The organism is Methylobacterium oryzihabitans (genome assembly GCF_004004555.2).
GTDB lineage: Bacteria > Pseudomonadota > Alphaproteobacteria > Rhizobiales > Beijerinckiaceae > Methylobacterium > Methylobacterium oryzihabitans.
Genome location: NZ_SACP01000018.1, coordinates 44,645 through 57,487, shown reverse-complemented (window position 1 = coordinate 57,487; position 12,843 = coordinate 44,645). Strand labels below are relative to the sequence as shown.

The window sequence follows — 12,843 nt, the reverse complement described above, 5'->3', positions numbered from 1 at the left end:
GGGCCGGGTGCGGAACCCCCGAGTTGTCCGCCTCCGGGCGCCGGAGCGCAAGCCGGGCGCGCCGCGCCGGGGCGGCCCTGGGTGCGGCGCTGGGCCTGCTGACCGGGAGCGCGCAGGCCGCCGACCTCGTCGTCGGCGCCTTCGGCGGCATCTGGGAGCAGAGCCTGCGGCGCTGCGTCGTCGAGCCGTTCCAGAAGAAGACCGGCAAGACCGTCGACGTGGTGCTCGGCGCGCCGATCCAGTGGCTGAACCAGATCGCCGCGAGCCCGGGCAAGCCGCCCCTCGACATCGTCTACAACCCGTCCGAGACCGCCTACGACGCGATCAACCGCGGCCTCGTCGACCGCTTCACCCCGGAGACCGTGCCCAACCTCGCCAAGCTCGGGCCGCGCTTCCAGGGTCTCGGCGAAGGCTACGGCTCGCCGCACAATTACGGCGGCATGGGGATCATCTACAATTCCGAGACGGTGGCCGAGCCGCCGAAGGACTGGAAGTCCTTCGTCGAGGGCACGGTGGCGGGCAAGTGGAAGGCCGCCATGCCGAACATCAACTATCCGAGCGGCGGCCTCACCGTCTCGGTCTGGAGCTTCGCCAGGCTCTACGGCGGCGGCGTCGACGACGTCGCACCTGGCCTCGCCGCGGTCAAGCGGATGCAGAAGAGCGGCAATCTCAGCCTGTGGACCGACCCGAACGGCGTGCTGAACGGGCTGCGCAGCGGCGACATCGACATCGCGATGTACTGGGACGGCCGCGCCTGGGCGTTCATCGACGACAAGAACCCGCAATACAAGTACGCCACGCCCGATCCCGGCGTCATCGTCGGACTGACCTGGATCCAGAAGGTCAAGAACAGCTCCGACCTCGGCTACGCCTTCGCCGACCTGTCGCTCAGCGCCGAGGCGCAATCCTGCTTCGGCAGCGCGATCCGCTACGGCGTCGTCAACAAGGACGCGGTGTTCGACCCCAAGATCGCCCACGAGATCACGCCGGTCGACCGCCTGATCTTCCCCCCGTTCCAGGAGATCCCGCCGCGCCAGGCGAAGTGGGTCGAGACCTGGAACAAGGAGATCGGGCGGTGAGGAGCGGAGTGGGGCTTGTGAACCCACGCCTGTCTACCTGACTCGCCCTGTCCCGGACGACTGAAGCGAGAGCGGAAGGAGATCCGGGATCCAGCACACGACGTCGCGAAGCGTCCGTTCGGCGGCGACGTCGCCCATGCAGAGCCGCTGCGCGGCACATCTGACGTCTGGTTCCCGGATCTCCTTCCGCTGACGCTCCAGTCGTCCGGGACAGGGGAGCGGACGCACGAACGAAGCCGGGCCACGCCCGGCCGGGAGGCACAGGTATGGGTTATCGGGTAGGCGTCGACATCGGCGGGTCGTTCACGGATTTCGCCCTGTTCGACGAGGCGACGCAGAGCCTGCGCAGCCTCAAGGTGTTCTCGCGCCCCGACGAGCCGGGGGCGGAGGTCATCGCCGGGATCAAGCTCGCCGGCGAGCGCTACGGCATCGGCCCGGCCGACATCGCCTACTTCACCCACGGCACCACGGTGGGCATCAACACGGTGATCCAGCGCAAGGGCCTGCGGCTCGCCCTGTTCACCACCGAGCATTTCCGCGACGTGCTCGAGATCGCCCGGCTCAAGATCCCGGAGATGTACTATCTCCTGTCGAAGCGCCCGGCGCCGCTGATCCCCCGCGACCTCGTCTTCGGCGTCGCAGGCCGGCTCGACGCCGAGGGCCACGAGCTCCAGCCCCTCGACCCGGCGAGCCTGCGCGAGGCGGTGGCCGGCGCCCGGGCGGCCGGCGCCGAGGGCATCGTGGTGTCGTTCCTCCACGCCTACCGCAACCCGGCGCACGAGGCGCAGGCCAAGGCGATGATCGAGGGGCTGGCGCCGGGCCTCCCGGTCTTCCTGTCGAGCGAGACCTGGCCGATCATCCGCGAGTACGAGCGCACCATCACGGCGGCGATCGGCGCCTACGTGCAGCCGCGGGTGTCGCACTACCTCGGGTCGCTCCAGGCGGCCCTGCACTCGATCGGGGTCGCCCCCGAGCCGCGGCTCACCAAGTCCAACGGCGGCATCATGACCGCCGAGCAGGGCAAGAGCGAGTGCGTGCAGATGATCCTGTCGGGCACCGCCTCGGGGGTGATCGGCGCGTCCTACGTCGCCGAGACCTGCGGCATCGCCCGCTGCATGAGCCTCGACATCGGCGGCACCTCGGCCGACGTGGCGATCATCGTCGACGGCCAGCCGCAATACGGCGTCGGCGAGCAGATCGGCGACTTCCAGATCTACATCCCCTCCGTCTCGGTCTCCTCGATCGGCGAGGGCGGCGGCTCGATCGCCTGGATCGACGGCCAGGGCGTGCTCAAGGTCGGGCCCGAGAGCGCCGGCTCGCGCCCCGGCCCGGCCTGCTACGGGAACGGCGGCACCCGGGCGACGATCACCGACGCCTTCGCGGCGCTCGGCCTCGTCGGCCTCGCCGAGATCGGCTACGCCGCCGTCACCATCGACCGCGACAAGGCCCGCGCCGTGGTCGAGGACCTCGCCCGCCCGCTCGGGCGCAGCATCGAGGAGACCGCCGAGGCGATCATCCGCATCGCGGTGTCGGGCATGTACACCGACGTCAGCGCCCTGGTGTCGCGCTTCGGCATCGACCCGCGGGACTTCTCCTGCCTCGCCTTCGGCGGCGCCGGTCCGATGATGGCCTGCTTCCTCGCCCGCGAACTCGGCATGCGCGAGGTGGTGGTGCCGCTCACCCCTGGCGTGCTCTCCGCGCTCGGCGGCCTCATCGCCGACCTCAAGAACGACTTCATCAAGACCCTCTACGCCGACCTCACCCCCGATCTGGCGCCGGCGATCCGCGACGCCTTCGCGGCGCTGAAGGCCGGCGCCCTCGACTGGCTGCACCGCGACCAGGGCTACGACGGGCCGGCGACGATCACCTGCTCGGCGGAGCTGCGCTACCGCGGCCAGTCGTTCGAGATCGACACGCCGGTCGACGCAGGCAGCGCCGAGACCGGCGACGTGGCGGCGATCGCCGCCGCCTTCCACGCCGAGCACGAGCGGGTCTACGGCCATGCCGACCGCCACGCGCCGCTCCAGGTCATCTCCCTGCGGCTGGTCATCAGCGGCCGCACCGCCAAGCCGGTCCTGCCGCGCCACGACCTCGTCCCCGGCCCGGCGCCGGTGGTGCGCACCGCGCGGGCCTATCTCGACGGCGCCGAGCGCGAGGTCGCGGTCTACCGCCGCGAGGACCTGCGGCCGGGCCAGACCTTCGCCGGCCCGGCGATCGTGACCCAGGACGACTGCACCACCGTCGTGCCCCCCGGCCTCGCCGCCCGGGTCGACGCCTACGCCAACCTGCGCATCACCCCGGAGGCCGCCCGGTGACGCTCGACAGCACGACCCTCCAGGTCCTCGCCAATTACTGCGCCGCCGCCGCCGAGAGCATGGGCTGGACGCTCATGCGCACGGCGCACTCGACCTTCGTCAAGGAGACCGAGGACTTCTCCTGCCAGGTGCTCACCCCGGAGGGCCTGACGGTCGCCTCGCCGAAGACGTTCGGCGCGACGTGGTACACCGGGCTCGACTACGGCGACGTCATCCGGCTGTTCGACTACCGCGAAGGCGACATCTGCCTCACCAGCGACCCCTATGCGGGCTACGTCGCCACCCACACCCCCGACATCCACATCTGGAAGCCGGTGTTTCGCGACGGCGAGATCGTCTGCTTCGTCGGCTGCCACATCCACAACACCGATGTCGGCGGCGCCGTGCCGGCGACGCTGTCGCGCAGCCTGACCGAGATCCACCAGGAGGGCTTGCGCATCCCGCCGATGCGGCTGATGCGCGACGGCGTGATGAACGAGGACCTGCTGCGGCTGATCGCCAACAACGTGCGTCTGCCCGAGCAGAACTGGGGCGACCTCAACGCCCAGATCGCCTGCGTCAACGTCGGCGAGCGCAAGATCCACGAGATCATCGACCGCTTCGGCCGCGACGAGTTCCGCACCGGCCTGAACGGCCTGCTCGACTACGCCGAGAACCAGGCGCGGGCGGTGATCGAAAGAATTCCGGACGGCGAGTACTTCTTCGCCGACTACGCCGACGAGGATCAGGCCGGCGGCTACCCGGTGCGGGTCGCCGTGACCTTGAAGGTCCACGGCGACACCCTGACGGTCGACTTCACCGGCAGCGACCCGCAACTCGCCTCCTCGCTCAACGTGCCGACCGGCGGCAAGGAGCGCCACGCGCTCGCGATGGTCGGGGTGGTCTACGCGCTCTACGCCCAGGACCGCACCGCGATGCTGAACGCCGGCTTCGTGCGCCCGGCCCGGGCGGTGCTGCCCGAGGGCTCGGTGATGAACGCCGTGATGCCGGCGGCGGTCGGCATGCGCAGCCTGATGTGCAACCTCGCCCAGACCGTCGTGATCGGCGCCTTCTGCCGCGCCCTGCCGGACCTGATGCCGGCCTCGCCCGGCAGCGGCATGAGCCTCATGAACGTCAAGACCACGACCCGCACCGGACGCTCGGTGATGGCCTCGATCGGCCCGGTCGGCGGCGGCGGCGGCGGCAGCCCGATGGCCGACGGCGCCGAGGGCTGCGGCGCCAACATGTCCTACCTCAAGAACACCCCGGTCGAGATCAACGAGGCCGAGGTGCCGGTGCGGATCCTGCGCTACGGGCTGGTGCCGGATTCCGGCGGGCCGGGCCGCACCCGCGGCGGCACCGCGCTAGAGATGGAGTTCCAGCTCTTCGCCCCGCAATCGATGGTGACGGCGCGCAACCGCGACCGCTCGGTGTTCTCCGCCTGGGGGCTGCGGGGCGGCCTGTCCGGCGCGCCGTCGCGCTTCGCCAAGAATCCCGGCACGGCGGGGTGCGTCGAACTCGGCTCGACCGACATCGTGCCGTGCGATCCCGGCGACGTGATCCTGATCCAGGGACCGGGGGCGGGGGGCTACGGCGACCCGCTGGAGCGGCCGGAGGCGGCGGTGGTCGCCGACGTGCGCCGGGGCTTCGTCTCGCGGGAGCGGGCGCGGGAGGATTACGGCGTCGTGCTCGGCCCCGATCTCGCGCTGGACGCCGCCGCCACCGCCCGCCTGCGCGCCGACAGGGCGCAGGGCCGCGTGGCGACGGAATTCGGCCACGGGCCCGGCCGCGTCGCCTTCGAGCGGGTGTGGACGCAGGCGCGCTACGCCGCCCTGACCCGGATCCTCGCCGCGGTCCCGGTCACCTGGCGGTTCTTCGTCAAGCATCAGGTCTTCGGCGCCCTCAAGGGCCGCGACGCCCCGGCCGGCGGCGGGGCGGCGGACGTCGAGGCGGCCTACGAGGCCCTGTGCGGACGCTTCGGCGACCTGCCGCCGCTGGCGCAGATCCGGGCGGCGCTACCCGCCGCGGCCGAATAGGGGAGGGAGCGATGCCTGACGGAACCCTGCTGTTCAGCCCGCTGCGCCTGCGCGAGGTGACGTTCCCCAACCGGATCGTCATCGCGCCGATGCAGATGTACAAGGCGCGGCCGGACGGGCTCGCCTCCGACTGGCACTTCCAGCACCTCGCCAAATACGCGGTCGGCGGCGCCGGCACGGTGATGACCGAGGCGCTGATCGTCGATCCGGTCGGGCGCAACACCTACGGCGACCTCGGCATCTGGTCGGACGACCACGTGCCGCCGCTCGCCCGCATCGCCGGCTTCGTGCAGGAGCAGGGCAGCCTCGCGGCGGCGCAGCTTCATCACGCCGGGCCGAAATCGTCGCGCCAGCGCCCGTGGGAGGGGCTCGGCCCCCTCGGCGACGCCGAGGCGGCGCGGGGCGAGACGCCCTGGCAGCCGGTCGCGGCCTCCGACGGGCGCAGCGTCGCCGGCTGGCACCAGCCGCGGGCGATGACCACCGACGAGATCGCCCGGCTGGTCGAGGATTACGGACGCGGCGCCGCCCGGGTGGCGCGGGCCGGCTACGACGTGCTCGATATCCACGCCGCCCACGGCTACCTCATCCACTCGTTCCTCTCGCCGGTCTCGAACACTCGCGAGGACCGCTACGGCGGCGACCGGGCCGGGCGGATGCGCTTCGCCCTCGAGATCGCCGAGAGCGTGCGGGCGCACTGGCCTTCGGGCAAGCCGCTCTTGTTCCGCATCTCCTGCGTCGACTGGCGCCCCGACCTCGACACCCGCAGCGACGGCTGGACGATCGAGGACAGCATCGTGCTCGCCCGCGAGCTGGCGGCGCGGGGCGTCGACGTCATCGACTGCTCGTCCGGCGGCATCCGGGCCGAGAACTCGATGATGGACTACGCCAAGACCCGCACCCGGCTCCAGCGCGGCCATCAGGTGCCCTATGCCGAGGCGATCCGGCGCGAGACCGGCATCCCCACCATGGCGGTCGGGGTGATCCTCGACGGGCCGCAGGCGGAGGCGATCCTGCAGGCGGGTCAGGCCGACCTCATCGCCATCGGCCGCGAGGCGCTGACCGACCCGCACTGGGCGCTCCACGCCGCCCAGGCGCTCGGGGCCGATCCGGACTGGCGCCAGTGGCCGCCCTCCTACGGCTGGTGGCTGGAACTGCGCGAGCGCATCGGCATCGCGGGCTGACGGAGAGGACGAGACCTCATGGACATCCGCCTCGACGGGCGCGTGGTGCTGGTGACCGGCGCCGCCCAGGGGATCGGCCGGGCCATCGCGGCGGCGTTTCGCGATGCCGGCGCCCGGGTCCGCCTCACCGATCTCGACCGCGACGGCGTCGAGGCGGCCGGACGCGACCTCGGCGTGCCGGCCCACGCCGCCGACCTCTCCGACCGCACGGCGGCGCACGCCCTGGTGCGCGAGGTGCTGGCCGAGGAGGGCCGCCTCGACGTGCTGGCCCTCGCCGCCGGCGGGGTGCGCGGGCAGGCCGGGCGGCCGATCGAGGCGATCACCGAGGAGGCGTGGCACGCCCTGTTCCAGGCCAACGTCGATTCCGCCTTCTGGGTCGCCCAGGCGGCCGCGCCGCACCTGCGGCAGGCCGGCTGGGGCCGCATCGTCGCGGTGGCGTCGGGGGCGGGCCTGCGCCCGAGCCTCACCGGCATCCAGGCCTATGCCGCGGCCAAGCACGCGCTGGTCGGCGTGGTGCGGCAATTGTCGTGGGAGCTCGGGCCGCACGGCACCACCGTCAACGCGGTGGCGCCGGGGCTCATCCTCACCAACCCGGCCACCCACGCGCAGTGGGAGGCCTACGGCGAGGACGGCCGGCAGCGGGTGCTCGACGCGCTCCACACCCGCCGGCTCGGCCAGGCCGAGGACATCGCCTCCGCCGCCCTGTTCCTCGCCAGCGAGCAGGCCGGGTGGATCACCGGGCAGATCCTGGCGGTGGATGGCGGGCGGCTGTGAGAAGGGACGGCGGGTGGTGCGTGGTCTCCTCGCCCCGCTTGCGGCCGAGTTGTTCGGAGAAAAATCCTTTCAGAATCAAGCGCGGGATCCCCTCTCCTGGGTGGGAGAGGGGTAGGGGTGAGGGTGGCTCGGCCGCCGCAAAGACCCTGAACCGTCGAGCTGGGCAGCTTATCGGTCAGTGTCTTATCCGGCACCGTCTCCACCCTCACCCCCGGCCCCTCTCCCACTCGGGAGAGGGGGGACCCGCGCCGATCCGAATCTCGTCCCTCCACGCCCAAGCCCCGCGACGCACCGACACGAAAACCAACGGGAGACCCCGATGAGCGAGCGCGACGCCTACTGGTGGCAGGCCGCCCCCCTCACCGCCGAGCCGCCCCGGCCGGTGGCGCCGGCCTGCGACGTGGCGATCGTCGGGGCCGGCTATACCGGCTTGAGCGCGGCGATCACCCTCGCGCGGGCCGGGCGGTCGGTCCAGGTGTTCGACCGGCTGCGGCCGGGGGAGGGCGCCTCGACCCGCAACGGCGGCATCACCAGCGGCAACCTGCGCCTGAGCCGGGCCGAGATGGTGCGCCGCTTCGGCGAGGCCCGGGCCGACGCGGTGCTGGCCGAGGCCAAGGCCGCCCGCGAGGACCTCTACGCCTTCATCGCGCACGAGGGCATCGACTGCGACTTCCGCCTCACCGGCCGCTTCGCCGGTGCGGCGACGCCGGAGGATTACGACGGCCTCGCCCGCGAGGCCGAGCACCTGCACCGCAGCCTCGGCATCGAGGCCCACCCCGTGTCCCGCGCCGAGCAGCGCGCCTACATCGGCACCGACTATTACCACGGCGGCAACGTCCGGATGGACATCGGCGGCCTGCACCCGGCCAAGTTCCATGCCGGGATGCTGCGGCTCGCCCGCGCCGCCGGGGCGACGATCCACGGCGAGACGGCGGTGCTCGGCATCCGGCCCGAGGGCACCGGCCACGAGGTCGCGACGGCGCGCGGCACCGTGCGGGCCGGCCACGTCATCGTCGGCACCAACGGCTACACCGACGCCGCCGACCGCTGGCTGCGGCGCCGGCTGGTGCCGGTGCGCAGCCGCATCATCGCGACGGCGCCGCTCTCGCCCAACCTGATGGGCGAGCTGATGCCGCCCCGGATGATGTACACCGAGACCCGGCGGCTGCATTACTACTACCGGCCCTCGCCGGACGGGACCCGGATCCTGTTCGGCGGCCGCGACGGCACGGTGGCGGGCGATCCCGACTGGCCGACCGCCAACCTGCGCCGGGCGCTCGCCGACATCTTCCCGACCCTCGACGGCACCGAGATCAGCCACAGCTGGTTCGGCCACGTCGCGATGAACCGCGACATGATCCCGCGGATCTTCGGCCGGCGCGGGGTGCGCTACGCCGCCGGCTATTGCGGCTCGGGCGTGGTCTGGGCGCGCTGGGCCGGCCAGAAGGCGGCGCTCCAGGTGCTCGGAGACGGGGCGGGCCAGTCGGCGCTCGACTTCCGCGCTCCCGGCTTCGTGCCGCTGATGAACGGCAAGGCGTGGTTCATGCCCGGCGTCTTCGCCTGGCTCAGCCTCCAGGACCGCCTCGCTGCCCGCCGTACCCGCCGCCGGACGGCCTGAGCCATGGACGCGCAGACGCCGCCCCGGAGGCGGGCCGAGTCAGAGGGCGCCGAGGCCGCCGATCCCTCGGGGGATCGCGACGGCCTCGACACCGCCGCCATGGGCGCCCGGGTCCGGGCGCTGCGCCAGCGCGGCGGGCTCTCGACCGCCGACCTCGCGCTGCGGGCCGGGGTGGCGGCGGGCCTCATCAGCCAGATCGAGCGCGGACTCGGCAATCCGAGCCTGCGCACCCTCGACCGCCTGCGCCTCGCCCTCGGCGTCTCGCTCGGCGCGCTGATCGAGGGCGAGCCGGCGGCGGGCGCCGACCCGGCCTTCGTGCGCCGGCGCGGGGCGCGGCCTCACCTCACGGTCGGGCCGTTCGCCGTCGACAAGGCGATCCTGTCGCCGCCGGCCACCGAGGGCCTGCGCTTCCTGCTCATCACCATGCCGCCGGGCTCGCGCATCGACGAGATGATCCGCGAGAAGGGCCAGAAGGCCGGGCTGGTGCTGCGCGGCGCGGTCCGCCTCGCGGTGGCGGGGTGCGAGGCGGTGCTGACCGAAGGCGACAGCTTCCAGTTCGACGCCGACCTGCCGCACGTCCTCGTCAACGACGGTCCGCGCCCGGCCGAGTTCGTCTGGATCATGGCCGGCCCCGCCTACGCGACGCCGGAGTGATACGGTTTTCGGACGATCAGTTCCGAAAACCGTATCACCAGCCCGCGCGGCGACTGAGCGAAGCCGGTTTCTGCATCGCGAAGCGATCAATCAGAAACCGTATGACCCGGGCGCTCAGCCGCGGATGAAGGCAAGCAGGTCGGGATTGATGATCTCGGGATGCGTCGTGCACATCCCGTGCGGCAGGCCGTCGTAGGTCTTGAGCGTGCCGTGCTTCAGGAGCGGATGCGCCTTGAGGGCGGAATCGGCGATCGGCACGATCTGGTCGTCGGTGCCGTGCATCACCAGCACCGGCACGTCGATCGCCCGCAGGTCCTCGGTGAAGTCGGTCTCGGAGAACGCCCTGATGCAGTCGTATTGCGGCTTGGCGCCGCCCATCATGCCCTGGCGCCACCAGTTGTCGATCGCGCCCTGCGAGATCTTGGCACCGTCGCGGTTGAAGCCGTAGAACGGCCCCGCCGGCACGTCGCGGTAGAACTGCGCCCGGTTCGCCACGAGCGCGGCGCGGAAGCCGTCGAACACCTCCATCGGCAGGCCCTCGGGGTTGCGCTCGGAGCGGACCATCACCGGCGGCACCGCGCCGATCAGCACCGCCTTGGCGACCCGGCCCGGCTCGGCCCGGGCGACGTAGTGCGCGACCTCGCCGCCGCCGGTGGAGTGGCCGACATGCACCGCCCCGCGTAGGTCGAGGGCGGCGGCCAGCGCCGCGACGTCGGCCGCGTAGGTGTCCATCTCGTTGCCGGTGTCGGTCTGCGACGAGCGCCCGTGGCCGCGCCGGTCGTGGGCGACGACCCGGAAGCCGTGCCCGAGGAAGAACAGCATCTGGTTGTCCCAGTCGTCGGCGCTGAGCGGCCAGCCGTGATGGAACACGACGACCGATGCGTCCTTCGGTCCCCAATCCTTGTAGTAGATCTCGGTGCCGTCGCTCACGGTGATCGTACCCATCGGGTTCATCCTTTCGCGTCGCAGGTCCGGGGCGGCCATGCGGGCAGTCGTCGGACCGGTCAGTCCGGCGGACCGGTCCCGCCCGTTATGCAAGATCCGACCCGGATGCGCAGAATCCGACCCGGATACGCAGGATCCGAGTCGGGGCCGCGTCCGGGCCGGTCGTTCATCGTGCGGAAACAGGATCGGGGGAAGATCTCCTCCGTCGCCGGCCCGGCGGCCTCCGGGACCGGCTCGTGACCGGTCTGCGCAACCGTAGCGTGAACGGGCCTCCGGACCCTCGGGCGATACCATGTGTCGGAATGTCGCGGATCGTCGTCCTTGTCTCTCCGTGGCTTCGCGGGACACTGAACTCGTGAGTTCAATCCGCAGGACCCGCCCGGCGCTCCGTCGCGCGCCCGATCCCGACCGGCGCCGCCGCATCCTGGCCGCCGGGATGCGGCTGTTCGCCGAGCTGCCCTACCCGGAAGTCCACATGGACGCGGTCGCCGCGGCGGCGGGCGTCGCCAAGCCGACGCTGTACCGCTACGTGCCGACCAAGGAGGCGCTGTTCATCGACGGGCTCGCCTGGACCCTGGCCGACCTGCGCGACGCGATCGGCGCGGCGCGCGAGGGCGAGCCCGACCACCCGGCGCGGCTGCGGGCGGCGGTGGTGCTGGTGCTCGGCCGGGTCGGCGGGCTGTCGCCGGCGCTTCACGCCATCGAGAGCCAGGGCAGCGAGTTCGGCGAGCGCAGCCGGCGCGTCCTGCGCGAGGGCTTCGACGGGTTGCGCGGGGCGCTCGCCGCCCTGCTGCGCGACGGCGCCGCCGCCGGCAGCTTCACCGTGCCGGACGTCGACCTCGCCGTGATGATGATCCTCGGCGGCATCCGCATGGCCGCCCACGGCACCGGCCGGCGCGCCCCCGCGCCCGAGGCGGTCGCCGCGTTCTTCCTCGACGGCCTTCGGGCCGGGACCGCGGCGGTGCCGCGGGCCGCTCCTCCGCTCCGAGTGCTCGCATGATCCGCGCCCTGCTCCTCGTCACCGCCTGTCTCGCCGGCGGCGCCGGCTGGATGCTCCTGCGCCACGGGGGCGACCCGGGGGCGGCCTGGGGCGAGACCCGCACCGCACTGCCGCCGAGCCTCGCGGCCTACCTGCCGCCGGCCGCCGCGCCCCCGGCCGCCCCGAAGCCGGCCGTGCCGGCCCGGGTCAACGTCGGCACGGTGGCGGCGGGCAGCGCCGACCTGCCGGTGACCCGCACCGCCGTCGGCTGGATCGAGCCGATCGCCACCGTGCTGGTGCGCTCGCGGATCGACGGCGTCATCACGGAGCAGCTCGCCCGCGACGGCCAGTCGGTGAAGGCCGGCGACGTGCTCTACCGCCTCGACGACCGCGAGATCCGCGCCCAGCTCACCCGCGACGAGGCCGCGCTCGCCCGCGATCAGGCGACCCAGGTCCGCACCCAGAACGACGTGCGCCGCGTCGGCGAACTGCTCTCCCGCAACTCGGCCTCGCAGGCGCAGTTCGACGTCGCCACCGCCGAGTCCAAGGTCGCGGCGGCCAACGTCGCCGCCGCCCAGGCCGCGATCGAGGCCGACAAGGTCCGGCTCGACTACACCACGATCCGCTCGCCGATCGCCGGCCGCCTCGGCACCGTGCGGGTGACGGCGGGCAACCTCGTCAAGGGCAACGACTCGGCCGGCACCGGCCTCGTCACCATCACGCAGATGAAGCCCCTGCGGGCGACCTTCTCGCTGCCCGAGCGCGAGCTCGACCTCCTGCGCGCGGCGCTGGCCGGCCGGGCGCCCGCGACGGTGCGGGTGCGCGCCAGCGGCAGCGACGCGCTGCTCGCCACCGGCGCCCTGTCCTTCGTCGATTCGAGCGTCGACCAGACCTCCGGCACCGTCGCCGCCTGGGCGCTGTTTCCCAACGACGACGACCGGCTGTGGCCGGGCCAGTACGTCCGGGTCGAGGTCGACCTCGGCACCCGGCCCGGCACCGTGACGGTGCCGCAGGTCGCGGTGCAGCCGGGCCAGGAGGGCAGCTACGTCTGGGTCGTGCGCCCGGGCGACGGCGTGGTCGAGCGGCGCGGGGTCGAGGTGCTGTCGGCCCAGGACGGCACCGCCGCGATCGCGGCCGGCCTGAAGGCCGGCGAGCGCGTGGTGGTCGAGGGCCAGTTCCGCGCCCGCGCCGGCGTGCCGGTGACCGAGGTGCCGCAGGATGCCGGCCCCGAGGCCCGCGCCGCGACGCCCCAGTCCCGCAAGACCCTGATCGAGTAGGGGACC

General features: G+C 72.9%; 10 protein-coding genes. 9 read left to right on the top strand and 1 reads right to left on the bottom strand.

The features are described from left to right. Positions 1 to 23: 23 nt before the first annotated feature. From EOE48_RS18090 to EOE48_RS18060, 7 genes are all read left to right on the top strand, one after another. Positions 24 to 1,079: an extracellular solute-binding protein gene (locus EOE48_RS18090; RefSeq protein ID WP_187371459.1), complete on the top strand. Its 1,056-nt coding sequence runs from the start codon at positions 24 to 26 to the stop codon at positions 1,077 to 1,079. A 266-nt stretch (positions 1,080 to 1,345) separates the two neighbouring features. Next, complete coding sequence (locus tag EOE48_RS18085) at positions 1,346 to 3,394, top strand: hydantoinase/oxoprolinase family protein (protein ID WP_127731685.1); 2,049 nt, start codon at positions 1,346 to 1,348, stop codon at positions 3,392 to 3,394. Next, complete coding sequence (locus tag EOE48_RS18080) at positions 3,391 to 5,409, top strand: hydantoinase B/oxoprolinase family protein (protein WP_127731683.1); 2,019 nt, start codon at positions 3,391 to 3,393, stop codon at positions 5,407 to 5,409. Before EOE48_RS18085 ends, EOE48_RS18080 begins: the two co-directional genes overlap by 4 nt. Before the next feature lie 11 nt (positions 5,410 to 5,420). Further along, positions 5,421 to 6,590: an NADH:flavin oxidoreductase/NADH oxidase gene (locus EOE48_RS18075; protein WP_127731681.1), complete on the top strand. Its 1,170-nt coding sequence runs from the start codon at positions 5,421 to 5,423 to the stop codon at positions 6,588 to 6,590. A gap of 18 nt (positions 6,591 to 6,608) precedes the next feature. Further along, positions 6,609 to 7,364 carry an SDR family NAD(P)-dependent oxidoreductase gene (locus EOE48_RS18070; RefSeq protein WP_127731679.1) on the top strand — a complete coding sequence of 252 codons (756 nt, stop codon included), beginning with the start codon at positions 6,609 to 6,611 and terminating at the stop codon, positions 7,362 to 7,364. Positions 7,365 to 7,683: 319 nt separating this feature from the next. Further along, on the top strand, positions 7,684 to 8,982 hold the full coding sequence (locus tag EOE48_RS18065) for an NAD(P)/FAD-dependent oxidoreductase (protein ID WP_127731677.1): 1,299 nt from the start codon (positions 7,684 to 7,686) through the stop codon (positions 8,980 to 8,982). Between the two features lie 3 nt (positions 8,983 to 8,985). Then, complete coding sequence (locus tag EOE48_RS18060; RefSeq protein WP_127731675.1) at positions 8,986 to 9,636, top strand: cupin domain-containing protein; 651 nt, start codon at positions 8,986 to 8,988, stop codon at positions 9,634 to 9,636. Positions 9,637 to 9,750: 114 nt separating this feature from the next. Here EOE48_RS18060 and EOE48_RS18055 read toward each other — a convergent pair whose 3' ends face one another. Continuing rightward, positions 9,751 to 10,581, bottom strand: a complete 831-nt coding sequence (locus tag EOE48_RS18055; RefSeq protein WP_187371458.1) for an alpha/beta fold hydrolase — start codon at positions 10,579 to 10,581, stop codon at positions 9,751 to 9,753. Between the two features lie 355 nt (positions 10,582 to 10,936). Between EOE48_RS18055 and EOE48_RS18050 the strand changes: the two genes are divergently transcribed. Continuing rightward, positions 10,937 to 11,581 carry a TetR/AcrR family transcriptional regulator gene (locus EOE48_RS18050; RefSeq protein ID WP_246154579.1) on the top strand — a complete coding sequence of 215 codons (645 nt, stop codon included), beginning with the start codon at positions 10,937 to 10,939 and terminating at the stop codon, positions 11,579 to 11,581. Continuing rightward, entirely contained in the window at positions 11,578 to 12,837 is a 1,260-nt protein-coding gene (locus EOE48_RS18045; protein WP_127731671.1) for an efflux RND transporter periplasmic adaptor subunit, read from the top strand. Before EOE48_RS18050 ends, EOE48_RS18045 begins: the two co-directional genes overlap by 4 nt. Positions 12,838 to 12,843 lie beyond the last annotated feature (6 nt).

What these genes read in the sequence shown, in the direction of transcription:
- EOE48_RS18085 (WP_127731685.1), top strand. Translation starts at nt 1,346, where the DNA reads ATGGGTTATCGGGTAGGCGTCGACATCGGCGGGTCGTTCACGGATTTC.
- EOE48_RS18075 (WP_127731681.1), top strand. Translation starts at nt 5,421, where the DNA reads ATGCCTGACGGAACCCTGCTGTTCAGCCCGCTGCGCCTGCGCGAGGTG.
- EOE48_RS18070 (WP_127731679.1), top strand. Translation starts at nt 6,609, where the DNA reads ATGGACATCCGCCTCGACGGGCGCGTGGTGCTGGTGACCGGCGCCGCC.
- EOE48_RS18065 (WP_127731677.1), top strand. Translation starts at nt 7,684, where the DNA reads ATGAGCGAGCGCGACGCCTACTGGTGGCAGGCCGCCCCCCTCACCGCC.
- EOE48_RS18060 (WP_127731675.1), top strand. Translation starts at nt 8,986, where the DNA reads ATGGACGCGCAGACGCCGCCCCGGAGGCGGGCCGAGTCAGAGGGCGCC.
- EOE48_RS18055 (WP_187371458.1), bottom strand. Translation starts at nt 10,581, where the DNA reads ATGGGTACGATCACCGTGAGCGACGGCACCGAGATCTACTACAAGGAT.
- EOE48_RS18045 (WP_127731671.1), top strand. Translation starts at nt 11,578, where the DNA reads ATGATCCGCGCCCTGCTCCTCGTCACCGCCTGTCTCGCCGGCGGCGCC.